Raw genomic sequence first — 23396 nt, 5'->3', positions numbered from 1 at the left:
CATGCCCACCAGCCTTGGAAGATTGGCAATCCGGTGCGTGAAAAGCGGAGCTTACGTCTCTTGTGCGGCAGCGGGAATAATCTGTTCGGCAAGTTGAGCAATCAGTCGACGAAGTTCGCCAGCGCCGGCTGCGGTGCCGTAGACATAGTGATCTGGACGGATGATGGCCGCCTTCGCTCCGAGCGACGAAAGCCATTGGTCAAACAACCCGTCCCTCTCTATCAAGCTCAGAGTTGGCAGGCGTACGAAACTTGGCGTAGTGCTGATGATCACTGTTCTTCCGCCGATCTTTTCCAAAGCATCGGTCGTACTTGCATCAAACCAGTCCGGCACATCTGAGGAACCAGCCACAACCAGGAACCCCGGTGGTAGTAGATCGTCTAGGCGCCTGACTTCGTCACCACTATGGATCCATGGTTGAACAAAAAGCTCGCCTGCGCCGACCTGTATATGTTGGTCAGTATCTCTGCCGATAAGTCCAACCTCGAGTCCGGGAATGAACTTCTGCCGTACAGTTTCTGCCTTGCCCGATGCAAGCAACTCGGCGAGTTCACGGTCCCGCTTCCGGGCGGCGGCTTCGTCCAATTCGCCGATGATCAGTCCGAACGATTTGGCATGGCCGACTATTGTCCTCACGTGGCGCTTTCGCTCCTCGGTGTATGAATTGAGCAGTGCCTTCGAGTAGCCGAGACGCTCTACGCCGTCGATCTTCCAGGCGAGATTGAGCGCATCTCTGATGCCGGCACAAAGCCCTTGACCAAGGAACGGTGGCATCTGATGAGCGGCGTCACCCATCAGGAACACACGCCCATCTTGCCATTCGTCAACCACTAAGGCATGGAAGCGGTAGATCGCCGTTCTGCAGACTTCCAGATGGGTAGTGTCTACAAATGTGGATAACACTTGCAGCACCGCTTCGTCACTTTTGAAGTCGTCCGGCGTTTCACCGGGCAACATCTTGATTTCCCACCTGCGTAAGTTATCCGGCCCAACGATGTAGGTTCCAGGGCGGGAGGGCCGGCAATATTGGACGCAACGCGGCGGCAGATCGATTGGACCGCGCATCCATGCATCCACTACTATCCACCATTCATCGAACGCGAGATCCTCAATCTTCGCTCCCATCTGCCTCCGCACAGTGCTTCGCCCGCCGTCGCAACCGAGCAGGTACTTTCCACTGACAGTGAAGAGGGTGTCCCCGGCTACCTGCTTGATCGTTGCAATAACCCCATCTTTACCCTGGGAGCATTCGACGAACTCGTACCCGAGAAATTCTTGAACCCTCGGATATCGGGCCAATCCTGCCCGAAGCGTTGCTTCAAGTTCGGGTTGCACAAACATCCATGTCGACTCCCATGCTAAAGGTGATGGAGGTGGTGCAGGGTAAAAGCACTTTATGAGCTGCCCCTCCATGCCAATGAAGTCAGTCCCGGGATGAGGGGTCGTTTTCCTAGAGACCTCTTCCGCCAGTCCGCACTCCTGGAACACCCGCATCACTTCCTGGTCTGCGGTAATCGCACGGGGCTTATCGTAAATCTTAAGCGTCTGATCGAAAACGGCAACACTGTAACCGCGCTTGCCCAGTAGATTTGCCATCGTCGCGCCGGCAGGGCCGTAACCGACGATAAGCACATCGAATACGGGGTCCCCACGTCCTAACAATTCCATGCTCAATTCGTCTCCTTTCAGTTCTTGGTTAGCCGATAAGCAGCCCCGGCTTCGTCCCTCCTGGTGGGGCCCTCTCTGGCTATCAATCGCCCGTCGAGACCAAGGGCCTCGATCCGCATAATTCCTGGGTAGCACTGTAAGAATGGAAAGGTTAGATGACTAGCGCTTTTCCGTATAATGAACAGGACTTGAGCGGCTTCTTTGCCCAGGGAAAACAGATTTCTATGACTTCGAATCATGATGGCGTCGGCACCATTCGCCGCGCAAACCTGCTGCTGAGGCTGCTGGCAACTGCAGGCAGGCGCGGCCTGGCACTGACGGAGATATCCTCGCGAAGTGCCCTCCCGCATCCGACTGCCCACCGCTTGCTTAAGCAGTTGCACAGAGAGGGCCTGGTGGTTCAGAACGATGAGTCACGCCGGTATCTGCTGGGACCGGTAGCTTATGAACTGGGATTGGCAGCGGCTGAGATCTTTGACCTGCGACACGTTTGTCGGCCGGCGTTAGAGACGGTGAGCGCGGAGACCGAGGACACGTCCTATTTCGTGATGCGTAGCGGGCTCGATGCCGTGTGCATTGATAGGATCGAGGGAACATTTGCGATCCGGACGATCATGTTGGAAGTTGGAAGCCGCCGGCCACTTGGGGTAGGCGCAGCCGGCCTGGCCATCCTAGCGGCCTGTGACAATGACGAATGTGAACGGATATTGCATGTGACGGCTTCGCGCCTGCCAGATTTCGGCAGACTAGACGTGGAGCAGCAAAGGGAGGCAATTGCTCGCACGCGTGAAGCGGGTTATGCACTCGTCAAGAACCGCGTTACCTTAGGCGTGACGGCATTAGGTATGCCGTTACATGATTCCATGCGCCGCCCCATCGGCGCCATCAGTGTTGGGGCCATCGACGCACGCATGCGCGAGCAACGACGTAGGCAGATTGCCCAACTATTGAAGGAACAGGTGCTTAAGATCGAGAAGGCAATTCGCGAATTGAATCCTGTTCTCTTTGAGCGCTAGACCAGTGCTCTATCGAATTATTATAACGTGATGTAAGCACGGGTGCTTCTGTTCGGAACACCAGCTCGGAACAGAAGCACCCCATCAGACAGAACGCCTGCAGTCGCACCTTTGCTCGCTAGTTGTTGCGCTGATACCCGGTCGCACCGCCGAACAACTTTGCACGCTGCGACCAATCATGGGTCTGGTCCCAAAGGTTCAGCACGTCCATTGCATCCCTCTCAAAGTACGCGTCCTGTTCCGGAGTTGATATGTGCGCACTGAGTTCGAGACGGTGTCCGGAAGGATCAAAGAAGTAGATAGACAGCAGAAAATCGTCGTGGTTAGTCGGGCCGAGCACGCCAATTCCCTTCGATTCCAGGTCCGCCTTTGCCTTCATTAGCGTGTCCTTGTCGGCGACACGGAACGCAAAGTGCTGTACCCAGTCCGGTGTTTCCGGATCCCGCCCGGAAGGTTGCCCCTCATCTCTTGGCAATTCGAAGAAGGCTATGCAGCTGCCATCCTCCATTTGGAGGAAGATATGAATATGCGGACTGTATTTTCCGGTTGAGGGAACGTGATCCTCGCCCATTGCATGGATGAATTTCAGGCCCAGCACGTTCGTGTAGAAATCGACCGTCTCACGTGCGTCTTTGCAGCGAAACGCGGCGTGGTGCAAGCTTTTGCAAAGCATGTTGTTCTCCAGTTATGTACGAAAGAAGCGGAGTGAACAGGTGGAACTTCCACTGACTTCTAACGCGCGCCAGCGACGCTCGTGACGAACTTTTGGTCAATGCAGCCAAAGACAGAATGCCCGTTGCGGTCAACGTGTTCAATCTTAATGTGGTCACCGAACCGGAAGAACGGCGTGGTTGGCCTGCCGCCCTTCAACGTTTCTAGGGCGCGGACTTCGCCGATGCAGGCGCAGCCCACCGACTCGTCTTCGTTCGAGACGGTACCCAGTCCCACGATAGAGCCGGGCTCGAAGTTGCGGGTTTGGGCAACGTGCGCTATTAGGTCGCCGTAATGGAAAGGGGTATCGATACCCGTCTCGATCTTTCCGACCGACTCGCCACGCACCCAGCATTGCATTGTGCCGGATACCAAGCGACCGTCCCACAGATCACCAAGCTCATCAGGAGTGACGGCAATCGGCCCCATGCTGGACGCCGGCTTGCCGGTCAGAAAGCCGAAAGTGCGCTTCAGCTCTGGCGGGATTAGGCTGCGCAACGATATATCGTTTAGCAGTACGAACAGGCGTATATACTTTGTTGCGTCCTCTGGAGACACTCCCATTGGTACATCGCCAGTTACTGCAGCGATTTCTGCTTCGAAATCGATGCCAAGTTCCTCATTTGGAAGCCGCACATCTTCATTCCAGCTCATAAAGCCGTGGGAAATGCCCTGATAGACCAACGGTTTTTGCAACAAGTCCTTCGGCAATGCTTCTCCACGAGCAGCACGGTTGCGCTGGATATGGCTAACGTAAGCTGCGCCATCTAGGTACTGGTAGGAGCGCGGAAGCGGCGCGGCGAGTGTGTTCAGGTCGAGCGCAAACGCTCCTTGCGCGTCACCTTGATTAAGCATGCGATACATATGCTCAAGTGCCGGATACGCCGCGTCCCAGTTGTCCAGCGCATCTTGCATCGTAGGCGCCGTTTGGCCCGCCTTTATCGCAATGCGCAGATCTTCGCTTACAACGATTAGTTCGCCGTCCCTACCGGACCGCAATGAAGCCAGTTTCATAGTCTCTCGCTTTCTTTATTTAACAACCCGATGCGCGAATGCGCAGCATGAAAAATGGTAGATAAATAGCTGGACCGTGCCACGGTACTGTTCGACATTCGGACACGGCTTTCGACGAACTTCGGTCTCGTCACTCTTGCCATTGAGGCGAAAAGAATGCCGCGGGCACCAGAATCTTCGACTCTTGGCTTTGGAGCAGCGGCAGCATCTTCACGACATACGACCTCCAATCTGGATCGTCCATCAGAACCGTGCGTCGTTCCTCGCGCTCGTTTATGTCTCGGTATCCCCACATATGAATTACCTGGTTGAGTGCGCCGGCTTCCGTGCGGTAATAGCCGACCATACGTCCCAGGATGCGCTTCTGAATCTGCAGGCCCTCGGCCTCGTATAGTGCGAGATAGTCTCGCCACTTGCCGGGGTGTGTCGTATAGGTTCTCATCTCGACCAACATGGGCTGTTCCTCAGGTAGTTTGTGCTGAGCCGGTGTCGGTACGGTGGTCCAACAGCCGGCAAAGGCAATAGCAACCGTGCTTGCCATCCTCGTAATGACGAAGAGGATAGGAACCGCAAATATAGGAAAGTGCACGGTAGTTGGGCGTGCCGTTTCCAATTACCGGACAACAGTTGCAGTGCCCGAGTGTCGCGTCTTACTGGAGACCGTTCCCGCTATGAAAAATAGCCGGAAGGCAGGCTGCTCCTACTGCTCGATTGTTGCCTTAGGGCCGCTCAACCAGAAAATGACCAAAGTTCGACGTCAACGCCAGAAGCTCTACCTCTCGCCGGTGATGGACCTTTACGCTGGCAAGATCATTGCTTACCAAACTGAGCGCCGGCTAGTGTTTGGCCAGGTGGCAAGCGTGTGAACAAGCTTCCGCTCTAACTAAAAGGCCTGAGCCCGTTGCAGTACCGGACTCAGGCCTTGGCTGTCTAGCTTTTAACCCAACTTCTTGGGGCAGTTCATAAGAGGGGCTTTTGCATTTCGGTGGGTTTATTGTTTCGTCGTCGGAATTAGACGCAAATCTGTCGTTGCCGACCGAGACTTTCGATCTCGGCCTCAATCACGTCTCCCGCACGCAGGTAGCGGTTGTAGTGCGTGCCGTTGCCGGAGGGCGAGCCGGTGCAGATGATGTCGCCCGGCAGCAGGCGTGAATAGCGTGAGATGTATTCGATCTGGCGTACGATGTCGAACAGCATATCGGCCGTGGATTCGTCCTGCATGATCTGACCCGAAACGGACAGGCGCATTTTTAGGCGATGTGGGTCGTGCACGAAGGCTTTCGGCACGAGGTAAGGCCCCAGTGGCAGGAAACCGGGCTGTCCCTTCGAGCGTAGCCAATCGGTGCCGAGCATTTTGTAGTCGGTGCGTGGTATCAGGTCGCGCGCCGAGATGTCGTTGACGATGCAGTAGCCTGCTATGTAGTCCAGCGCCAGTTCGCGCGGAATCTGGTAGCCGCTCCGGCCGATGACGACGGCTAGTTCCAGCTCCCAGTCGGGTTGGGTGGTCGTGTTCGGCAGTACCAGCGGGTCATACGCGCCGGACACCGTGGAAACCGGCTTGGTGAAAGCATAAGGTTCGCCCGTGGCGGCTCGTTCGTCCATCATGTTCTCGGCCCAGCGGCGCAGGCCGGCTTCGTCCAGTCCCGGCGGGCCGACCTTGGCGTCGACCGTCATGTCGACCACATGCTTGCGGTAGTTGGCGCCGGTGCAGAATATCTGCCGGGGTAGATCGACGGCGGGGTGTACACGCAGCGCGTCCAGCGCGTGCCAATTTTCTGCCTTGCCATCGACCGCCATGGCCAGTCGGTCTAGCGCGGGGCAGCTGGCGTCCCAGGTGACCAGCAAGGCTAGCACCGATCCGGCGCCGGCTAGCTCCGGCGCGTCGTACAACCTGACCAGTTCCGCCAGGTCGGCCACGCGATCTTCCATGACCAGGCCCACGAACTTGGGGCCGTCCTGCCAATGCGAAAATGTACCCAATGCATACGATTTCATTGATCTTTCCCCAAGAAGACGTCGAGCAGTGAAGGATCGACGATGTTTGCGTAAGTGTCCTCGGCGCCCGGCAGGCCCAGCAGCCGGCGGTGCTCGATCAGCAGCACAATGCCCTCGGTGGTGGGCCGTAGCGAATCTAGGTCTTGTATCTGCCGCCGCGCCTGCTCAAGCTCGCGCAGCCATGCTCCGATGCGCTCACGCGCCGGGCTCGCCTGGCGCATGACAATGCCTTGCCCGGGAAAGGCCGGGTAGGCTTGCTGCACGCTGGCGATCTGCATCAACCCGGTCTCGGCGGCTTGCCTCGCGAAGGGCTGCCCCAGCAGCGTGGCATCGCCACGGCCGGCCAGTAGCGCCTCATATCGTTCTGTCACTCCGCCAGCGGGGGTAAAACGGCAGGTGTTTTCATTGATGCCCGCTTCGCGCAACATGGCTCGCAGCGCGATGACAAAACCATTGTCCACCGCGTCGACGAGCAGGTTGGCACTGCACAGGTCGGCCATGCTCTTGTGACCAAGTGCGGCGATCAGCGCCAAGGGCGTGGTCCGCTCGACTTGCGCCACCACGCGAAAATCCTTGGGGCCAGGGCGACGGTTCCAGCCGATGACGTTGTCCATCGCCGTCACGACAGCATCGGCTTCGCCCGCGACCAATGCGTCGAACTGCACGTCGGAAGAGGGGGTGCGGCTGGCCTGGATGGGGGTTGCCCGTGGAGCTTGTGCTGCCAGCACTGCCAAGGGCGGCGGGACGAACCACATCACGTTTAGGGGATTCGACATGCTTTGAGCTCCTCAGTGCGACGCGCCGCGTGCCGGTTTTAGTAGGAAATGCGCCAGCGCAGGCAGCAGGATCAGGGCGCCCAGCATGTTCCATAGGAACATGAAGGCCAGCAGCAGACCCATGTCAGCTTGGAACTTGATCGGGCTGGCGACCCAGGTGACGACGCCGATGGCCAGTGTCACTCCGGTGAGCATCACGACTTTGCCGGTGAAGAGCAGGGCGCGGTAGTAGGCTTCCGACAGGCTCTTGCCCTCTCGCAGCTGGGTCAGCGTTACCGACAGGATATAGAGCGCGTAGTCGATGCCGATGCCCACGCCCAGCGCGATCACGGGTAACGTGGCGACTTTCACGCCCATGCCAAGAGCCACCATCAGCGCCTCGGCCAGCACGGAAGTTAGCATCAGCGGCAGTACCGCCACCACCACCGCGCGCCACGAGCGGAAAGTGATGAAGGACAGCACCACCACCGCACCGTACACGAGGTACAGCATTTTGCGCCAGGCGTCCTTGACCGCGATGTTGGTCGCCGCCTCGATGCCGGCACTCCCGGCTGCCAGGAGGAACTGCACGTCCTGGGTGTTGTTTTCCCTGGCGAAGGCCTCCACGTGTTCAACCACGCGAGTCAGCGTGTCAGCCTTGTGGTCGCGCAGGAAGACGTACAGGGTGAGGAGACCGCAGCTATCGTTGTAGAGGCCGCGCGGCGCGCCGGCCGTGACGGTGTTGAGCATGTCCTGGTTGGAAAGGAGCTCATACCACTTTGGGCTACCTTCGGTCAGGCCGACTAGCATGCGGCGGTTCAGGCGAGCAAGTGAATTTGTGTCTTCCACGCCGTCGAGCTTGCGTAGTTGCCATTCCAGCGCGTCGATCTTGTTGAGCGTGTCGTACTGGGAGCAGTCGCCTTCCGGCGTCTTGACCATGACCGCGAGCACATCACTGGAGGCGCCGTAGCTCAAGTTCATGAACCCGACGTCGCGGTTGTAGCGGCTGTCGGCGCGTAGCTCTGGTGCTCCCGGGTCGAGGTCGCCGATCTTGAGTTGAGTGCTGGTGGCATAGCCACCAATGCCCATAGCCATCGCCGCGATCACGGCGATGGAAGCCCATTTGCGCTGGGTGAATCGGTCCAGGAAGGCCCACAGCGGATGCTTGTCCTTGCCGGCGGCGTCCGCGGCTTCGGCGCGCAGGCTGCGTACAGCGGCCGTCGCGCTGACGCCAGTGTAGGACAGCATGATGGGCAGCAGGATCAGGTTCGTGAAAATCAGTACGGCCACGCCAAGCGAGGCAGCGATGGCCAGTTCGCGGATGACCTGGATGTCGATGACTAGCAGCACGGCGAAGCCCACCGCATCGGCCAGGAGCGCCGTCAGGCCGGCCAGGAAAAGGCGGCGGAAGGTGAAGCGCGCCGCCACCAGCTTATCCATGCCGCGCCCGACGTCCTGCATGATGCCGTTCATCTTTTGCGCACCGTGGCTCATGCCGATGGCGAACACGAGGAAGGGCACGAGGATGGAATAGGGGTCAAGCGTGTAGCCGAGCGTCGGCAGCAGGCCGAGCTGCCACACCACGGCGACTAGCGATGCCGCGACCACAAGCAGGGTGGAGCGGATGCAGCGCGTGTACCAGAAGACCATAGCTGCCGCGATGGCCACCGCCAGTGCGAAGAACATCAGCACCGCGCGTACGCCAACGATGAGATCGCCCACCAGCTTGGCGAAGCCGGTGATGTGGACCTTCAGGCCCTCCTGCTCGTATTTGTCGCGCAGCGCTTCGAGCTTGTCGGAGAAGTCGGCGTAACTCAGCGTGCGGCCGTCGGGGGTGTTGGCGAGCAGCGGCACGTAGATGACGGTCGAGCGCGCGTCCAGCGACACGATCTGGCCGATCTCGCCGGAACGCGCGATATTGGCCGCGAGCGTCACCAGGCTTTCCTGCGACTCGTTGTAGCCGTCAGGTATCACGGGGCCGCCTTCCAGGCCGTCCTCGGTCACGCCGACCCAGCGGGTCGAAGATGTCCATAACGATTTCATCTTCATCCGGTCGACACCAGGCAGCAGGAAGATCTCGTCCGAAAGGCCACGCAGTGCGCGCAGGTAATTCGCGTCATAGATGGTACCTTTCGGGTTCTCGACGGCGATGCGTACCGAGTTGCCTAGGCCAGAGAGCTCATTCTGGTAGCGCAGGTAGTTCTGGATATAGCGGTGGTGGGATGGGATGGTCTTTTCGAAGCTGGCGTTCAGGTGAAGCTTGGTGGCCTGCCAACCCAGTAGGGCGGTGAGGATCGCGCACACTATCACCACGATCAGACGGTGGTTGAACAGCGCACGCTCTATGAGCGAGCCGGAGCGCGGATTGAAAGTGCCGGCTGTATTCATGTCGATAGCGAGAACAGATTTCATTTCTGGCCTCCATTAGGGAGGGACCCAATGCCCTGGATACTGAGTGTGAGGAGCGAACCGTTGCGTTTGGGGAAAATGCCGGTCAGGGATGGCAACGGGGTGCTGTTCATCGGAACGAGAGCGCCTTTGCTTTCACTGAGCACCATGCCCGCCTGGTTCACCAGCACCAGTGAGCCATCGGCGCGCAAGGCCGAGCCGGTGATGGACGCAGTATCTTGCGCCGTGATTTGCTTCCAGTTCGCGCCGGCATCCAGCGAGCGCAGCATATTGCCGCGTAGCCCGGCCACCACGATTTCGTTGTCAGAGGGAAGCTCGGCGGTGAAGAAGCTACCGTTATAGGGGGGCTTGGCCGCAGCGAAGGTCTGGCCGCCGTCTTGTGATACCCGCACTAATCCCTGTTCTCCGCACACGAGAATGCGTTCGCCATGACGGCGTATCGCATACAGGTGCAGGCCACGAGGGTTATCTAGGCGATCCGCCCAGGAGGTCCATCTCTGTCCGCCGTCCGTGGTGGAGTACGCCATGCCGTAGGCGCCGATGACGATCGCGCGCCGTGCGTCGAGGACTAGCAGGTCGAGCAGGGGTTTGTCAGGGCCCTCGGCCACCAAGCGCTCGGCGTCGCGCAGGGCCGTCGCGTTGCCGCTGGCCTGGGCTGCGGCAAGGGAAATCCGCGCGGCCTGACGGCCGTCGAGCACGCGTGTCCAGGTTTCGCCGCCGTCGGCAGTAGCAAGCACGGTGCCGCTGTGACCGACCGCATAGCCATGCTTATCGTCGGCAAAGCGCACAGCAGTCAGCGTCACACTGACCGGCGTCACCACTTGGCGCCATTTGGCGGCATCGTCGTCCGACACCACCACAATGCCGCGTTCGCCCACCGCGACCAGACGCTTGCCGACCTGCGCGATGCCGAGTAGTACCGATTGCGCTGCCCGCTGCGAGAGGACGGCGGGGCGATCCAGTGCGGAGCTGATAGGCGCGGACCAAGCCGCGCCCACGCCAAATGTGCCGATGCATGCGGCAAGCAGAGCTCGCGTGCGCCACCGGGCGTGGTGATGGAACATGGGATTGTCTCCTGTCTGTTGCTTTCTAGTAATTTGCGCTTATAAAACGATACGGCGCGTATTATAATATCGATGTACCGTGCCCTCGTCAAACAAATAGGATCTGTCCTCAGGGCTGCATGGATGTGAACAGCGAGACGGTTTGACGATCCCAACCGTCACTATGGAGAAAAAGGCATTGACTTCGAGCATTACCGTCCCTGAGGCAAGCCCGGCTCGGAACAAGCGTTCGCCAGGACGCACGCGTAGCGAGGCCGCGCGTGTCGCTATCCTGAACGCCACCCTGAACTTGCTCGAAACGCAGTCGCTGCAACAGATCACAATCGAGGCTATCGCGAAGGAGGCGGGGGTGGGCAAGGCGACCATCTATCGTTGGTGGCCCTCCAAGGCTGCCGTGGTGATCGACGCATTCGTGCAGAACCACGTCGTGCAGACGCCTATGCCGAAAGGGGGTAGTTGCCGAGAAGCTATCACCGTGCATCTGCATCGCATGGTGCAGCAGTATGGCGGTCGGGCCGGCCGACTGGTCGCTCAGATACTGGCCGAAGGGCAGTCGGAGCCGGAGGTTCTTCGTGAATTTCGCGAGCGATTCTTCTACGGCCGTCGCGCCATGGTCCGCGAAGTCATCGAGGAAGGGCGTCGCAACGGCGAATTCCGTACGGACATGGAGTCTGAGTTTCTGATGGACATGGTGTATTCGCCGGTATATTTCCGGCTCATGATGGGGCACCTGCCGTTGAGCCAGAAGTTCGCTGATGAACTTGCCGCAAGTGCGATGGCTGTTTTGTGCGCACCCGCGCAGATGCAGCGCTGATTTCTCGCTCTGCAGCGAGGAGTTTTCGATGCGGAAGCATTTGATCATCGTCACGCTGGCGATGCGGCGGGGCCGACTTGGGCGGGCTTTGAACGGGTTGTCAAGTGCAACGACGCCATGCGGTTCGGACTGAAGGAAATCACTGTCGGCAAGCCGTGAAAACAGTACACCGGCAACCTTGAGGCGCACGGGACAACTATCCAATGCGGCCATGGGCACTGCTGCCAAGGCGCCGACTTCCAGCGCGTGGCGAAGCCCGACATGTCCGCCGGCGCGGCCAGCGATTACGTGCCAAGGATGCGCCCGTGGTTGCTTATGCCAAAGTGATAGGCCCGGGGATGAGTCCGTCGCCGCTACCTTCAATGTGGCCTAGTTGGCGGCCGGCCATGTTTTTCTTCTGCTCCTTTCCCGGCCATTGGGCCATGATGAATGGCGAGCTCAGCTCGTAGTCGTCGATCCGTAAAAACCTTGTCGGCTCGCTCCGTGAACAGCATGTCGACTGCTCGCCGCAGTCAGCTTTGAGGGTGGATTGGTCGTGGTGGTGATCGGTGCATTACCAGTTCATGTGGCTGCATGAGCTGCTCCGCCAGCTTGTGCGCGCGGTGGCCGCCCTATCCAATGACGAATCCCTGAATTGACGGATCGATACGCGCAGTTTGCTCAAAAATAATTCGGAACGAGTCGTATTTAAACGTGTTGACGCGCGTTCCTTGTCTGTGCTAGTCTTTGCAAAACGATACGACTAGTATCGTATATAAAGAGGGCGGCCAGCGGATGGCCTGCTCAGTCTTGGGCGTCTTGGCAAGATGGGCCACGCCGCCAATTTTCAAGTGATGTAACAACTCGAACCCTCGCTCAACCTATTTCATCCAACAGGGAGACATGAATGAAATTTGGCCGTATTTCCCGCGAAAGTCCTGATGGCGCTATCGCCCGCTTGGTCGTCGTCGAACCCGAGAAGGGGCGCGTAATCGATCTGGCCCGTGCTGGCGCTCTGCATGCGATGGGCAAGCGGCACGCCACGCAGGCCGCCGCCGTACGCCTGGCCCAGGCGCAGTTCCCAGGTAGCATGGCTCAGGCTTTGGGTGCGAGCGACATCCTGGTCGAGACTGCCACTGAAGCGATTCAAGGCAGCTATGGCGATGATGCGTCGCTTGATATCAATAACGTTACATGGCTGCCGGCTTCCGATCCGCCCGTGCTGCGCGACGGCCTGACTTTCGTCGGCCACATTAAGGGCTGGCACGAGCGCATGAAGCGCGAAGTACCGGAAAGCATGTTGCTGATTCCCGGCTTTACCAAGAACTCTCCTAGCACTGCCATCGGCCACAACTCGGTGGTGCCGTGGCCCGGCTATATCAAGAGCAAGATGGATTATGAGTTGGAGCTGGGCTATGTGATTGGCCGGGAGGGTGGCAGTGTGCCGCCCGAGGACGCAATGAAGTACGTCTTCGGCATCACGCTGTACAACGACTTCAGCGGGCGCGATCTGCAGCACAACGAATTGCCGATCGGCATGGGCAGCACCAAGAGCAAGGACTTCGCGCACGCCATCGGCCCATGGATCACGACGCTGGACGAATTCAAAGATCTGGATTCCATCCCGATGGAAGTGCGCGTCAATGGCGAAACCTGGGGCAAGGGTAACAGCGGCGGCAAGCTATGGACGGTGGCGGAGTTGGTCGCCTATGTCTCGCTGGGCGAGAAGATCTTGCCGGGCGACGTGATCGGTTCAGGCACGATGGGCGGCGGTTCCGCGCTGGAGCTGGGTCGCGAGCTGAAGCCGGGCGATGTGGTCGAACTGGAAGCCGGTGGCGTAGGCGTGCTACGTACCACCATGGGCCAGCCGATCGACGGCCTGTGGTGGCCGGAGCGTCGCAAGCCCTTCATGTGATGAGCGACAACCCGACACGGGCACATGTCGCGGCGGCGGTGGCCGCCGGCCGCCGCGACGTTCCCTTGGACACCAATCCCGCCTCGGCCAGCTTGGGCGCGGTGTTGTGCGAAGGCAAACCAGGGGAACTGCGCTTGCGCTTTGTCGCGCCGCCCGAGAGCGCACAGGGTAACGGCGTAGTCAGCGGAGGTACGCTGGCCAGCATGCTGGATCTGGCTATGGCAATGACCGTGCTGTCAGTGCTGCCGCCGGGGCGCACCTGCGCCACAGTCAACCTGTCCGTCAACATGATGGCCGCGGCCAAGGTCGGGTCACTTGTGGCCACTGCCAACGTCGAGCATGTGGGGCGCAGCGTTGGCTTTGCCAGCGCATCGCTGTTCGACGCGAGCGGCGAACGCCTGCTGGCTAGCGGGACTTCGGCTTTGTCTGTATTTGACGAGCGTCCGGCTCCATCAGACGCATGACGCTGTCACAGTGTGCTTCGGCGAACTCTTGGGTCAATGGGGAATGTCCCGAAAGCAGATGGAAATAGATGGGCGAGAAGAGCAGGTCCAGCTGGGACTCGGCCGGAATGTCGTCGCGGAACTCGCCTAGCCGGCGAGCTTCATTGACGAGTTCCAAGGCCATGGCATGCCGGCCGTACCAAAAGCGTTCGCGGAATTCGCGCAGCACATCAGGGTCGCTCTGACCTTCGGCGATGATCTGCGCCACGATGCGACCTTCCGGCCCTGCGTACTCCTTAATCAGCAAACGCAAAATATGAGCCAAGGCCTCCCGAGGCTTCATGCCCTTAGGCACCGTGACGCGGCTGACATGGTTGATCAGGAAGGCTTCGATTACCACGGCCGCCTTGGAGGGCCACCAACGATAAATGGTGGCCTTGCCGACACCGGCCTCACGTGCGATGGCCTCAATCGAGATCTGCTGCAGTGATTGCTCTTCCAGCAGTTTCAGCGTGGCGTTCAGAATCGCCAAGCGAGAGGCGGTGCTACGTGTGCGCCCCGGGGAGCGTAGTGCCGCTTTTGTCACAGGTCCTCGACGGTTGATGAAGATGCCCGCTATTTTACAGCGTGCAAGCGGAATATTCCGTTGGATGTACCTACCTCGCCACAGTGAAGCATCGCCAGACGCTTGGTGATGAGCACGTCCCGGGTGGGATGCGCCGCCCGGTGAGACTGAGTTGGGCCTATACTGATTGATTTATGAAACGAATCGTCTAGTATCTAAAATAATCAAAAAGTACTCATCATAAATGTGGAGACAATCATGAACCGACCCGTGGACAGCTTGAAAGGCTGGACTTCCCTTGTGTTGTGCCATTGCTCGGGGCTGATTGACCTCGTTGCCATGCCGGTGTGGATCGGCATCGTGCTGATTGGTATGTATGGATTGGACCCGCAGAGTGCGGGCGCTCTAGTTTCGTGCTTCCTGGGGGCGGCGGTGCTCAGTAGCGCTGTCGTTTCTCCGCGTGTCAACCGCATACGCGGAGCGGTGGCCGTACCACTGGGCTACGGCACGGCCGCTGCGGCCTTCATCGCCATGGCCACGACTCGCGACTACAACGCGATGATCGCGCTGCATCTCGTTGGCGGCCTGGGTGTCGGCGTAGGGCTTTCGATGGCACACGCCGCCATGGGGGCCAGTTTTAATCCGCACCGCCTGATGGCCACCGCATTCCTGGCCTTGACTCTTGTGTCGCTGGGCTTCCTGGGTGGTGTGTCCAAACTTGTGGTGGCATACGGTGGCCCGGTACTGTTCCTAGCCCTGGGTTGCATCATGCTCGTGACGGCGTTGTTCGCGCTCATCGGCTTCCCATCTCGGCGCCCCAGCGTCTCGTTTCCGGATGCGCCGGTTCATCACGGGAAGCTGCCGAGGGTAGTCTGGCTAGCAATGATAGGCACTAGCTTCGCACTGTTGAACCATTCGATGATGTTCGCCTTCGTGGAGCGCGTGGGCGACGCGCACAAATTCAGCCGCGAACAGCTCATGAACACTATGCTGATGATCGGCGTGGTTAACCTTTCCCCCGGCATCCTCGCCGCGTATTTGGAGAAGAAAATCTCGCCCAAAGTCGTCATCGTGTTTGGGCCGTTGCTACATGCGATGTTGTGCCTGATGCTGACCCAGACGATGTCTTACACCGTTTATACAGTGGGCTCCTGCCTGTTCCCGGTGGTAATGACCTTCACGCACACCTTCATCTTCGCGTACCTGGCTCGCCTGGACCCTTCCGGCCGTGCAGTCGCCGCTACGCCTGTGATGTTGATGACCGGTTCGGCCATCGGCCCCTTCCTGGGGGGCACGGTGGCGCAGAGCTTTGGCTATGCAAGCCTGGGCTGGATGGTCGTCGCGCTGGCGGCAGTCAGTGTGAGCTTCTTCCTGGCGGCGGTGCGCGGCGAGTCGCGCAGAACCACCGGCCTGCCGAAGGCCGCATGACCACGGAAATCCGAACGATCGCAAGCCTCGTGCCGTCGCATCAGCCGATGCGATGTACGGCAGGCTGCACTAGCAGTAGATCCTCTCCCAAGAATCCGTGCCAAGTGAAATTGGAGAATTCCGGCATGATGTTCACGCTGGAGAGCAGGAGGTCATGCCGTGAAGAGGGCCAGGTACACCGAAGCGCAGATCGCGTATGCGCTGATGCAGGGAGCTGCGGACGCCGGTGGCGGAGATCTGCCGCGAGATAGCCATCAGTGACGCGACGTTCGACAACTAGCGCACGAAGTACGGTGGGCTAACAGCGTCGGAGGTCAAGGGGCTGAAACAGCTCAAGGAAGAGAGCGCCAAGCTCAAGCGACTGGTGGTCGATCTGTCGCTGGGCAAGACCAACGGCGAGGCTTTGGCCATCGAAATCGGTACGTCGATTCCTGCGCGTCGGCTCATTCGGACGTTGAGTCGTCCGATCGACTGGTATGGGCCTCCCAACTCCATCCGGCCCGACAACGGACCGGAGATGCCTTCACATGACTTCACCCAGTGGGCCACCAGTAAGGGAGTTGCCCTGCGCTTTATCGAGCCGGACGAACCAAATCAGAACGCCTACATCGAGCGCTTTAACCGAGCCTTCTATGAGGGCAAGGAAGTCAACGCCAATCAGTATTGGATTTCAGGTAGCTGGATACGTCTTTCCTTGCAAGCCATTGGTTTTCGTTCGCGGACTGACACAGCGGCGAAACCGAGGTCGGGATGCTCAATACCGGGCTACTTGTACCGCGACTACTTTCTATCCGTGCTGGCGCAGAGCCGGGCACTCCAGGCCACTGCCCCCACGCGCCGCTCGCCGGCGTGGTAACGCATCGACATCGCCCGTAGTTTGTCACCGTCGATCCGGTCGGTCTGGCGCGCCGCACAAGACGGTTGACTTCGATGCTTGCCGAATACACCACGAGGTTATGGATACCTTGCTCGGCTAGCCAGCGGTGCAGCCAGAAGCCATTGCGCCCCAGCTTCGTAGCAACTGCGCACCGGGGCTTGCGGCGTCAGGCCGCAGCGTGCCTTGGCTTCGGCGATCACTTGCAGGACTGCCTGCAGGTCGCCAGCCATCAGCGTATGCCGGCTCGGTCCGTGCACGCCGTCCCCCAGCGACAGCTTCCAGTTCTTCTCGCCCAGTTCGAAAGCTTCGCCTACACAGCCGATCATCGGCGTATTCTGCCCATAGAGGCTGTGTCAGGCGCGTTCATTTGCGTGCTCCTTCGGAGAAACGAGAGTATGAATCTTCGTTTTACTCCAGAGGCTGACTCCGCGGCCCTTCATGGTATCTATCGGCACGAGGTGGTGGATGCCTACCCGTTCCAGACGACGCGAAGAAACATAGCGACAATCATCACGCTTTTCATCTGGGATATTCCTTGTGGCCCTCGTTCAGCGTCACCGTGAAACTGGGTCGGCAGCGAGCCTATTCCCAGGAATCAATCATTCCGTACAACTCCACCGCATGTACGGGTGGCGGTGCGCCGAGTAAGGGCACAAGTACAGCTACAGTACTGTAAAGAATATTTCTGGATAGAGAAATTGCTTCGGGAAGTTCGATTTGTCTGATGTCAGTCAAACTTCAGTTTTGCTTGGGTAATGACCTTGCGATACAAGGCTGCATCCTCTCGAAGCTGTTGCGTCATGCGAGCCGGACTTCCACCCGCTGGCACCAGACCAAGTTCTTGATAGCGTTTGCGCAGTTCCGGATCCTGCAGCGCAACATTCATGGCACGATTGATCTTTTCGACGGTGGCCTGTGGCGTCTTCTGGGGAGCAAGGACGCCAATCCACCCATTGATATCAAGACCCTTTACACCTGCCTCCGCAATTGTTGGTACGTTGGGCATGCGCGGATCGCGTTTCGGCGCTACTAGGGCCAAAACTCTTACCTTCCCAGCGTCGATGAGCGGCTTGGCGGACGCATCGAAGGTCATGTCGATTTGACCTGCGGCAACATCGTTCAGTGCATTCACAGTCGAGCGATACGGGACATGAGTGATGTTCGTCCCAGTCAGCGCTTTTAGGTACTCGCCAATGAAATGAGCACCGCTCCCGATTCCTGAGCTGCCATAGGAAAGCTGTCCGGGATGTGCTCGCGCATGGGTCACCAGCTCTTCGAGGTTCTTCGCCGGCAGCGATGGCCGCACGACTAGTGCCGCGCCCGAGAGCGTCGCTACCACCCCGACTGGCGCGAAGGAGTTGACCGGATCATATCGGACGGTGGAATCGGTAAGAGGCAACGTGCTGAAGCTCATGTTCGTGAACAGCACGGTATCGCCATCAGCGGGCGCACTCTCCACGGCCATCGTGCCAATTCGGCTGCCACCCCCAGGCTTGTTGTCGATGATGAGGGCCTCGTTCAGCACCATCGACATGCGTTCCCCGAGTATCCGCGCTGCCTGGTCGCTGATGCCGCCGGCAGCATACGGGACAACCATCTTGATGAACCGCTTCTCTTGCGCGTGCAGCTGGGGAGCCGTTAGTCCGATGATCGTAGCAAGCAAGCCGAAGTGAAAGGTCCGAGCAATTCTTGACATGAGAATCGGCAAAGGTGTTTTGGCCAACATGAGCTCTCCAGTAACATTGTTTCTCCGAGTCGGAGGAAAGAATTGTTGCGAGAGGATTGCTGATTTCAAACGAGGACGCTGACATAGCGCCCTTCTTCTATGCGCAAGGGCACGGCCTCCAGCACTCGTCCCTGACATGGGCCCAGCACGCAGAGGCCGTCGTCAAGCCTGAAGCGCGCCCCGTGACCATGGCAGATGATGTGCTCGGCTGCGCCGTCCAGGTAAGCATGCTTGCGCCAGGGCATCGAAGCCCCCGGCCAGTGCGGACAGGAATTTCGGTAGGCGCGCAGGAGACCGCCGCGTCGCACGATGAATAGGTCGTCGGTGCCCCGACCCTGTAGATCAAAACCATGCGCCCCCGTCTGGGGCAGTTCGCTCAGTTCGCAGAGTCTGAGCCAGACGGGGGCCTTGGGCGTGACCGCTTGCATTCGGCGGTCAGGGTTGACCGTCGGGGCCATTTGGTGCCCAAGTTTCACGCCAGTTGAAAAGGAAGATCTGCGAACGGTCGGCTTGGGCATTCTCCACGCGGGGTACCCAATTGTCGTCGTGTAGATCCATGTCGGCGTCGTACTCGATGTGGCAGCCAAACGGGGAATTGAAGTACCAGAACCAGTTGCTACCCATGACATGACGGCCTGGTCCCCAGTACGACTCATATCCCTTGCGCGTCATGTTTTGGCCAGCCAGCAGTACTTCGGTGGGCCCGCCCATGTGGAAAGTGAAGTGCTCGCAGCCGAGCATGTTCGGCGGCGTCTGGATGAGAAACATGGTGTGGTGTTCGATGCAGCCGGCCGGGCGCAGGAAAGGCCCCATGCCAACGAAGCGGTCGGACAGCCGGAACCCCAAGCGCTTGATATAGAAGGACTCGGCCTTGTCGATGTCGGGTACAAAATAAACGACGTGCGACAGGGACCGGGGCTTCGGCAGCGGCGGGTTGGGGCCGCTGTTTACGCCATTGACATTGAAGCCGCGTTGCGGGGCGTTGGGGGCGTTGACCTGCTCGCCCGGTAGGTCCAGCTTGCGCCGCACCGTGACCTGAAAGCCCAGGGTGAAACCCATGTCATCGACGGACTCTATCGAGCCGTCGGCCAAGGTCTTCACCTCGCGATCCTTGGCTAGTTCCCCGGCGATAGCGTTGAGCGTCGCTTTGTCGGCCACGCCATAGATTGTTTTGCGCAGTTGGTTGGTTGTGGGTTGGCTCCACTTGGGCAGGCTGGGGTCGCTGCTCTGACGGATGATGACGCCGGTGCCATCGAGCGCTGTGAAGTGGCCGTCGCCCCTGTTTTCCAAGCCATAGTCGGTCAGGAACTGGGCACCCAACGCCAGGTCCTCGACCGCAAACACAAGATAGTCGGGTCCAATAATGTTCATTATGTCTCCTTATATGGGCGGCTTACAGCGGTTCGCCGGGCACCAGGTCCAGCAGTACGAAGGCCATGCGACAGGGCTTGTCGGAGCGGTTGGACCAGCTATGGTTGGTAGCGCGCTGGATGAGGATGTCGCCTTGGCGCATCAGCACTTCGCCCTCGTCCATCATGGCGTAGATCTCGCCTTCCAATACGATTGCGTAGTCCAGGGACTCAGTCTTGTGAAACCAGAAGTGGCGCGGCTTGTTGTTGTCGCGCACGCCTGATTCGTCGAGGAACTTCAGCAACTCCTCTTGGTTGTAGAACGAGTCCGGAGCGAAGTCGGCAACGCGCAGGATCGAGCCACGCGACGAGTGGAAGGGGAACTTGTGTCCCTTGGGCGCCGGCTCGTCGCCGGGCGCACGCGCTTCGCCGGTGGCCCACAGCACATGCGCCGCGGGGCGGCCCGGCTCCCAGAACGCGTTGGGCGCGTCCCCGTCGGACTCGATGTACGAACAGCCCTTAGCGTTGGTGCCAGTAACGATTCGGCGCACCGGGCGGTATTCGAGCTGGCGCAGGTCTTGTTTCTTAACTTCTTTTGTTTGCATGGTAATACTCATGAACGATGTGAGGGATTAGCGGACACTCTCGCCTGCCATGTTCTCCGGCGCGAAGAACGATCTCGAATAGGGTGCCGTGTTGATCTTGTATTGCATCTTCTGCTCGGCGCCGAGCTCCATGGCGACGTAGCTGCCCGCCAGCAAGTCGTAGGCGCCAAAGCCGAAGGCGATTTGGCCGGGCACGTCGGGCATGGCGACAGGGGTCGAGAAGGCCATGCGCCAGAGCTTGTCGTTGGCGTCATAGCGGTCTGCGAGTACAGCCAACCACGTGTCTTCATCGAGATAGTAGACAGACTTCTTCGAGGTGTGACGCTGGCCCGGCTTCAGCGTAGCTTCCACCACCCAGACACGGTGCAGTTCCCAGCGGATGTAGTCCGGACTTAGGTGATGCGCGCCAAGGATGTCGCTGTCTTTGGTGGCCGTTAGCACACGATTGGAGTTGTAGGGGATGTACATCTCCTTCTTGCCTATCAGTTTCCAATCGAAGCGATCCATGCGACCGTTGAAGGTTTCGATCTCATCAAACGAAAGGACGCCGGCGGCGGCTGGGGTCGGCGTGTCACAGCAGGCATTGGGCAGCTTACGCACGCGACGCTGGCCCACCAAGTAGACCCAGGTGTTGGTGTTGGTTTCGTCTATGGTCTGGTGGCCGACGATGGCCTCGCCCGCTCGGATGGCCGGGCCGTGAGTGTCGAGGCGCACCATCCAATAGAGGTCGTCGAGCTTGTCGGAACGCCCGTCCTTGAAGTAATAGGGCGTGTTGTTCTGTTGGGTGATGTCAGACAGCAGCACAGGCTTGCCGTCGGACGTGACCTGCCAGTTGTGTGCGTCCTTGACCCAGGACTCGCTGCGCCAGCGCAGTTTGTGGTTTAGCATGGCTTCCGCCCCGCTCTTCGGGATGGGGAAGGGAATGCCGCCGTAGGCGTCCTTGGGAATCGGACCGGCGCTGGAATCAGTCAGCGTGGTGCGAGTGGCATTCTGGAAGGTGTTGTCGTACACATACTGCGGCGCGGCGGCGGAACGGTGCGTCGGGTAGACGTCGAGGCGGTAGGTGTCCGGGTATTTCTGCAGCAGTGCCTTCACGCCCTCTGTCAGTTTGTCGGCATACTGATCCATGTTCTTCGCGTTGATTCGCAGCGTGGGCTTTTCATTGGCGAAGGGGTCGGGGCGGCGGCCGCCGTTCTTGAAGCCGGGGGTGGGCGTGGTCAGGCCGCCGGTCCAGGCAGGGATGGTGCCTTCCTTGTTGCCCGCCTTTTCGGCGCCGAACGGGGTTAGATCGCTTTTTAGGCGGGCGGCGTCGGTTGCAGCGACGCCGGCGAAGGCAGGCGCCATCGCGGCCAGGGCGGAAAGCACTGTCGCAGCGCGGGTGAGTTTCAGGAATGTCATGGATTGCTCCTCTCTTGTCTTACTGGGTCACAACGTACGGCTGATGGACAGCGAGATGAAGTCGCGGTCCTTCATGAACTGTTGATAGGTGAAAGTCGGGGGGAAGCCAGTCATCATCGGACGGCCTGCACCGTAGAAGTGCGTGTAGGCCAAGCTGAAGCGCCATACGTCGAGGTAGCTGCCCTTCACGCCGATGCTCATGTCGCCGCCGTTTTCTGCGGGCAGCGAGGGTCCCAAGGCTTGCGAACGCGAGCCGCCGGGGCTCCAACTGAAGCCAACGGGCACGCTGATGTCCAGGCCAGGCAGCACTTGGCGGTAGGTTGGTTCCAGCACCATGCGGAATGCCCAAGCGTCGCGAGTGGAATTGGGGTCGAGCGCCTGGGGATTCTTCTGTACCGACAGCACGCGGTTCCACATGACTTCGGCGATCAGCGAGGCTTCACGGGCCAGGAACGACGAGGGCAGGGTCGAGAGCGTGCTGATGTTGATGTGGCCGGTGCGGCCCACAGCGTAGGCGGGGTTGTTGCTGTTGTTGTTGGCCGGTGTGCCCAATAGCGCCGAAACGTCGTTGGCGCTGGTGGAGGCCAGGTCCTGGTTGTGTCGGACTGACCCCTCGATCGCCAATTGCATGTCGCCGAAGGTGTGCGAGGCGCTGGCCCCAAAGGCGGTGATGCCCTCGTGGTAGACCAGGTGGTAATTGCTAGGAAACCCGGGGGGCACGATGTCATTTACGATCTGCTGATTCTTGCTGTTGAAGCGCACCGCGTACAGGCCGAAGTCTGTGTCAAGCGCCGAGAAGCGTAGTTGCAGGCCTCCCTGGCCGCTGTTCTTCGCGTTCTGGTCTGGGCCGCGGAACAGCGGCTGGGGGGAGCCGGGGATGAACATGGCTTCCCCGCCCGCTGGCTGGAAATCTAGGCCGGAGAAGTAGCTGCCGGCTGCTGGCAGGCGATTAGATCTCCATTCGAACTGGTAGAAGGCGCCAAGCGAGACGGCGGGGGTCAGTTGCCATTGCGCCGATACTTGCGGCACGGGCAGGAGCGCTTCCTTGAATTGTGTGCTGGGCACCGATGCCAGCTTGATGACGTCGACGGGGGCCATGGCGCCCGCAATGGCGTTGCTGCCGAAGAATAGGCTTTCGCCCCATAGAACCGAGTGCTGACCGGCACGTAGGTTCAGGCGCGTGTTGCCGAGATCGAATCCGCCGAACACGAAGGCATCCAGCAGCTCAGCGTCGCGGCCATGCAGGGTGCGTGTTGTGGGGTTGAAGCTGTTGTAGGCGCCGGAGAAGCGATTGGCCGTACCCGGGGAGTTGTTGTCGTTGCTTGTGTTGTAGACGCTGTCGTACCAGGCGGCGCCGCTGACGCGCATGCCGTAGCGCTTGGCATAGACTACGTCGAGCTCGCTCAGCAAGTCCACGCGGTTGGAAATCAGGCCCCGATTGAAGTTGCGGTTGCCGTCGTCCGTGTTGGCAGAGAAGGCGTTGCCGGTGAGCATGGAGTCGCTCTGACCGTGCACGCGAAACGCATTGCTGTATTTCAGTGTGTTGTCCCAGCGGACGGAAAGATCGTCGTTTCCGGTGTCGATATCAAAAGCATGAGCCCGGGGAATGGCGCAGATAGCCGCTGCTAATGTCAGCATGCGTATGCCGTGCTTGCGTTTTTTGCT

The 23396-nt window shown here is 59.5% G+C and carries 22 protein-coding genes and 2 pseudogenes; 8 read left to right on the top strand and 16 right to left on the bottom strand.

Going from position 1 to position 23396, the window contains the following annotated elements; all coding sequences use genetic code 11:
• Positions 1-51: 51 nt before the first annotated feature.
• A complete protein-coding gene (locus ACYP5B_RS48495) occupies positions 52-1668 on the bottom strand; it encodes a bifunctional 3-(3-hydroxy-phenyl)propionate/3-hydroxycinnamic acid hydroxylase (protein WP_459574567.1) in 1617 nt (538 codons plus the stop codon).
• Positions 1669-1823: 155 nt separating this feature from the next.
• Here ACYP5B_RS48495 and ACYP5B_RS48490 point away from each other — a divergent pair, with 155 nt between their 5' ends.
• Complete coding sequence (locus ACYP5B_RS48490) at positions 1824-2684, top strand: IclR family transcriptional regulator (protein WP_459574566.1); 861 nt, start codon at positions 1824-1826, stop codon at positions 2682-2684.
• Between the two features lie 118 nt (positions 2685-2802).
• Here the strand turns inward: ACYP5B_RS48490 and ACYP5B_RS48485 are convergent, their stop codons facing one another.
• The 3 genes from ACYP5B_RS48485 to ACYP5B_RS48475 all read right to left on the bottom strand — a co-directional run bounded on the left by ACYP5B_RS48485 (position 2803) and on the right by ACYP5B_RS48475 (position 4863).
• A complete protein-coding gene (locus ACYP5B_RS48485) occupies positions 2803-3357 on the bottom strand; it encodes a VOC family protein (protein WP_459574565.1) in 555 nt (184 codons plus the stop codon).
• A gap of 59 nt (positions 3358-3416) precedes the next feature.
• The gene (locus ACYP5B_RS48480; RefSeq protein WP_459574563.1) at positions 3417-4409 is read right to left on the bottom strand and encodes a fumarylacetoacetate hydrolase family protein; all 993 of its coding nucleotides are present in this window, start codon (positions 4407-4409) and stop codon (positions 3417-3419) included.
• Between the two features lie 130 nt (positions 4410-4539).
• The gene (locus ACYP5B_RS48475; RefSeq protein ID WP_459574562.1) at positions 4540-4863 is read right to left on the bottom strand and encodes an NIPSNAP family protein; all 324 of its coding nucleotides are present in this window, start codon (positions 4861-4863) and stop codon (positions 4540-4542) included.
• A gap of 217 nt (positions 4864-5080) precedes the next feature.
• On the opposite strand from ACYP5B_RS48475, the gene ACYP5B_RS48470 reads away from it, so the two are divergent.
• Positions 5081-5275, top strand: a complete 195-nt coding sequence (locus ACYP5B_RS48470) for a hypothetical protein (protein WP_459574638.1) — start codon at positions 5081-5083, stop codon at positions 5273-5275.
• Between the two features lie 145 nt (positions 5276-5420).
• Here ACYP5B_RS48470 and ACYP5B_RS48465 read toward each other — a convergent pair whose 3' ends face one another.
• Genes ACYP5B_RS48465 through ACYP5B_RS48450 form a run of 4 tightly spaced genes read right to left on the bottom strand, consistent with a single transcriptional unit; the run spans position 5421 to position 10632 of the window.
• Complete coding sequence (locus ACYP5B_RS48465; RefSeq protein ID WP_459574560.1) at positions 5421-6404, bottom strand: fumarylacetoacetate hydrolase family protein; 984 nt, start codon at positions 6402-6404, stop codon at positions 5421-5423.
• Complete coding sequence (locus ACYP5B_RS48460) at positions 6401-7180, bottom strand: ABC transporter substrate-binding protein (RefSeq protein WP_459574558.1); 780 nt, start codon at positions 7178-7180, stop codon at positions 6401-6403. The genes ACYP5B_RS48465 and ACYP5B_RS48460 overlap by 4 nt, the downstream gene beginning before the upstream one ends.
• Before the next feature lie 12 nt (positions 7181-7192).
• Positions 7193-9571 carry an efflux RND transporter permease subunit gene (locus tag ACYP5B_RS48455; protein ID WP_459574556.1) on the bottom strand — a complete coding sequence of 793 codons (2379 nt, stop codon included), beginning with the start codon at positions 9569-9571 and terminating at the stop codon, positions 7193-7195.
• On the bottom strand, positions 9568-10632 hold the full coding sequence (locus ACYP5B_RS48450) for a WD40/YVTN/BNR-like repeat-containing protein (RefSeq protein ID WP_459574554.1): 1065 nt from the start codon (positions 10630-10632) through the stop codon (positions 9568-9570). The genes ACYP5B_RS48455 and ACYP5B_RS48450 overlap by 4 nt, the downstream gene beginning before the upstream one ends.
• A gap of 142 nt (positions 10633-10774) precedes the next feature.
• Here ACYP5B_RS48450 and ACYP5B_RS48445 point away from each other — a divergent pair, with 142 nt between their 5' ends.
• From ACYP5B_RS48445 to ACYP5B_RS48435, 3 genes are all read left to right on the top strand, one after another.
• On the top strand, positions 10775-11446 hold the full coding sequence (locus tag ACYP5B_RS48445; protein WP_459574553.1) for a TetR/AcrR family transcriptional regulator: 672 nt from the start codon (positions 10775-10777) through the stop codon (positions 11444-11446).
• Between the two features lie 886 nt (positions 11447-12332).
• On the top strand, positions 12333-13340 hold the full coding sequence (locus ACYP5B_RS48440; protein ID WP_459574552.1) for a fumarylacetoacetate hydrolase family protein: 1008 nt from the start codon (positions 12333-12335) through the stop codon (positions 13338-13340).
• The gene (locus tag ACYP5B_RS48435; RefSeq protein ID WP_459574551.1) at positions 13340-13804 is read left to right on the top strand and encodes a PaaI family thioesterase; all 465 of its coding nucleotides are present in this window, start codon (positions 13340-13342) and stop codon (positions 13802-13804) included. Before ACYP5B_RS48440 ends, ACYP5B_RS48435 begins: the two co-directional genes overlap by 1 nt.
• Here ACYP5B_RS48435 and ACYP5B_RS48430 read toward each other — a convergent pair.
• Positions 13746-14315 carry a TetR/AcrR family transcriptional regulator gene (locus ACYP5B_RS48430; protein ID WP_459574549.1) on the bottom strand — a complete coding sequence of 190 codons (570 nt, stop codon included), beginning with the start codon at positions 14313-14315 and terminating at the stop codon, positions 13746-13748. The two genes, ACYP5B_RS48435 and ACYP5B_RS48430, sit on opposite strands and share 59 nt — an antisense overlap.
• A gap of 291 nt (positions 14316-14606) precedes the next feature.
• On the opposite strand from ACYP5B_RS48430, the gene ACYP5B_RS48425 reads away from it, so the two are divergent.
• The 3 genes and pseudogenes from ACYP5B_RS48425 (at position 14607) to ACYP5B_RS48415 (ending at position 16632) form a co-directional block, all read left to right on the top strand.
• On the top strand, positions 14607-15776 hold the full coding sequence (locus tag ACYP5B_RS48425) for an MFS transporter (protein WP_447431691.1): 1170 nt from the start codon (positions 14607-14609) through the stop codon (positions 15774-15776).
• Between the two features lie 204 nt (positions 15777-15980).
• A pseudogene (locus ACYP5B_RS48420) lies at positions 15981-16164 on the top strand (transposase); the annotation flags it as partial.
• Positions 16141-16632: a DDE-type integrase/transposase/recombinase gene (locus ACYP5B_RS48415; RefSeq protein ID WP_459574636.1), complete on the top strand. Its 492-nt coding sequence runs from the start codon at positions 16141-16143 to the stop codon at positions 16630-16632. The pseudogene ACYP5B_RS48420 and the gene ACYP5B_RS48415, both read left to right, overlap by 24 nt.
• Here ACYP5B_RS48415 and ACYP5B_RS48410 read toward each other — a convergent pair.
• The 7 genes and pseudogenes from ACYP5B_RS48410 to ACYP5B_RS48380 form a co-directional block, all read right to left on the bottom strand.
• Positions 16596-17020, bottom strand: a pseudogene (locus ACYP5B_RS48410) (IS110 family transposase); the annotation flags it as partial. The gene ACYP5B_RS48415 and the pseudogene ACYP5B_RS48410 sit on opposite strands and share 37 nt — an antisense overlap.
• Before the next feature lie 360 nt (positions 17021-17380).
• On the bottom strand, positions 17381-18379 hold the full coding sequence (locus ACYP5B_RS48405) for a Bug family tripartite tricarboxylate transporter substrate binding protein (RefSeq protein WP_459574548.1): 999 nt from the start codon (positions 18377-18379) through the stop codon (positions 17381-17383).
• Between the two features lie 65 nt (positions 18380-18444).
• A complete protein-coding gene (locus ACYP5B_RS48400; protein WP_459574546.1) occupies positions 18445-18807 on the bottom strand; it encodes a Rieske (2Fe-2S) protein in 363 nt (120 codons plus the stop codon).
• Positions 18808-18814: 7 nt separating this feature from the next.
• Complete coding sequence (locus ACYP5B_RS48395) at positions 18815-19750, bottom strand: VOC family protein (RefSeq protein ID WP_447431694.1); 936 nt, start codon at positions 19748-19750, stop codon at positions 18815-18817.
• 22 nt (positions 19751-19772) lie between these two features.
• Positions 19773-20333, bottom strand: a complete 561-nt coding sequence (locus ACYP5B_RS48390) for a cupin domain-containing protein (protein WP_459574544.1) — start codon at positions 20331-20333, stop codon at positions 19773-19775.
• A gap of 27 nt (positions 20334-20360) precedes the next feature.
• On the bottom strand, positions 20361-21731 hold the full coding sequence (locus ACYP5B_RS48385) for a DUF1329 domain-containing protein (RefSeq protein ID WP_447431696.1): 1371 nt from the start codon (positions 21729-21731) through the stop codon (positions 20361-20363).
• Positions 21732-21758: 27 nt separating this feature from the next.
• Complete coding sequence (locus ACYP5B_RS48380) at positions 21759-23369, bottom strand: DUF1302 domain-containing protein (RefSeq protein WP_459574543.1); 1611 nt, start codon at positions 23367-23369, stop codon at positions 21759-21761.
• Between the last annotated feature and the right edge of the window lie 27 nt (positions 23370-23396).

This window comes from Cupriavidus sp. 8B (assembly GCF_054589115.1).
Note: the sequence above shows the minus strand (reverse complement) of the source record. Positions and strands in the feature narration are given on the sequence as shown.

Excerpts from the sequence above, each read along its gene's own strand:
- ACYP5B_RS48455 (WP_459574556.1), bottom strand. The coding sequence starts at position 9,571 with ATGAAATCTGTTCTCGCTATCGACATGAATACAGCCGGCACTTTCAAT.
- ACYP5B_RS48440 (WP_459574552.1), top strand. The coding sequence starts at position 12,333 with ATGAAATTTGGCCGTATTTCCCGCGAAAGTCCTGATGGCGCTATCGCC.
- ACYP5B_RS48460 (WP_459574558.1), bottom strand. The coding sequence starts at position 7,180 with ATGTCGAATCCCCTAAACGTGATGTGGTTCGTCCCGCCGCCCTTGGCA.
- ACYP5B_RS48390 (WP_459574544.1), bottom strand. The coding sequence starts at position 20,333 with ATGCAAACAAAAGAAGTTAAGAAACAAGACCTGCGCCAGCTCGAATAC.
- ACYP5B_RS48380 (WP_459574543.1), bottom strand. The coding sequence starts at position 23,369 with ATGCTGACATTAGCAGCGGCTATCTGCGCCATTCCCCGGGCTCATGCT.
- ACYP5B_RS48385 (WP_447431696.1), bottom strand. The coding sequence starts at position 21,731 with ATGACATTCCTGAAACTCACCCGCGCTGCGACAGTGCTTTCCGCCCTG.
- ACYP5B_RS48470 (WP_459574638.1), top strand. The coding sequence starts at position 5,081 with ATGAAAAATAGCCGGAAGGCAGGCTGCTCCTACTGCTCGATTGTTGCC.
- ACYP5B_RS48450 (WP_459574554.1), bottom strand. The coding sequence starts at position 10,632 with ATGTTCCATCACCACGCCCGGTGGCGCACGCGAGCTCTGCTTGCCGCA.
- ACYP5B_RS48435 (WP_459574551.1), top strand. The coding sequence starts at position 13,340 with ATGAGCGACAACCCGACACGGGCACATGTCGCGGCGGCGGTGGCCGCC.
- ACYP5B_RS48495 (WP_459574567.1), bottom strand. The coding sequence starts at position 1,668 with ATGGAATTGTTAGGACGTGGGGACCCCGTATTCGATGTGCTTATCGTC.
- ACYP5B_RS48490 (WP_459574566.1), top strand. The coding sequence starts at position 1,824 with ATGACTAGCGCTTTTCCGTATAATGAACAGGACTTGAGCGGCTTCTTT.
- ACYP5B_RS48485 (WP_459574565.1), bottom strand. The coding sequence starts at position 3,357 with ATGCTTTGCAAAAGCTTGCACCACGCCGCGTTTCGCTGCAAAGACGCA.
- ACYP5B_RS48400 (WP_459574546.1), bottom strand. The coding sequence starts at position 18,807 with ATGCAAGCGGTCACGCCCAAGGCCCCCGTCTGGCTCAGACTCTGCGAA.
- ACYP5B_RS48475 (WP_459574562.1), bottom strand. The coding sequence starts at position 4,863 with ATGTTGGTCGAGATGAGAACCTATACGACACACCCCGGCAAGTGGCGA.
- ACYP5B_RS48395 (WP_447431694.1), bottom strand. The coding sequence starts at position 19,750 with ATGAACATTATTGGACCCGACTATCTTGTGTTTGCGGTCGAGGACCTG.
- ACYP5B_RS48405 (WP_459574548.1), bottom strand. The coding sequence starts at position 18,379 with ATGTTGGCCAAAACACCTTTGCCGATTCTCATGTCAAGAATTGCTCGG.
- ACYP5B_RS48425 (WP_447431691.1), top strand. The coding sequence starts at position 14,607 with ATGAACCGACCCGTGGACAGCTTGAAAGGCTGGACTTCCCTTGTGTTG.
- ACYP5B_RS48465 (WP_459574560.1), bottom strand. The coding sequence starts at position 6,404 with ATGAAATCGTATGCATTGGGTACATTTTCGCATTGGCAGGACGGCCCC.
- ACYP5B_RS48480 (WP_459574563.1), bottom strand. The coding sequence starts at position 4,409 with ATGAAACTGGCTTCATTGCGGTCCGGTAGGGACGGCGAACTAATCGTT.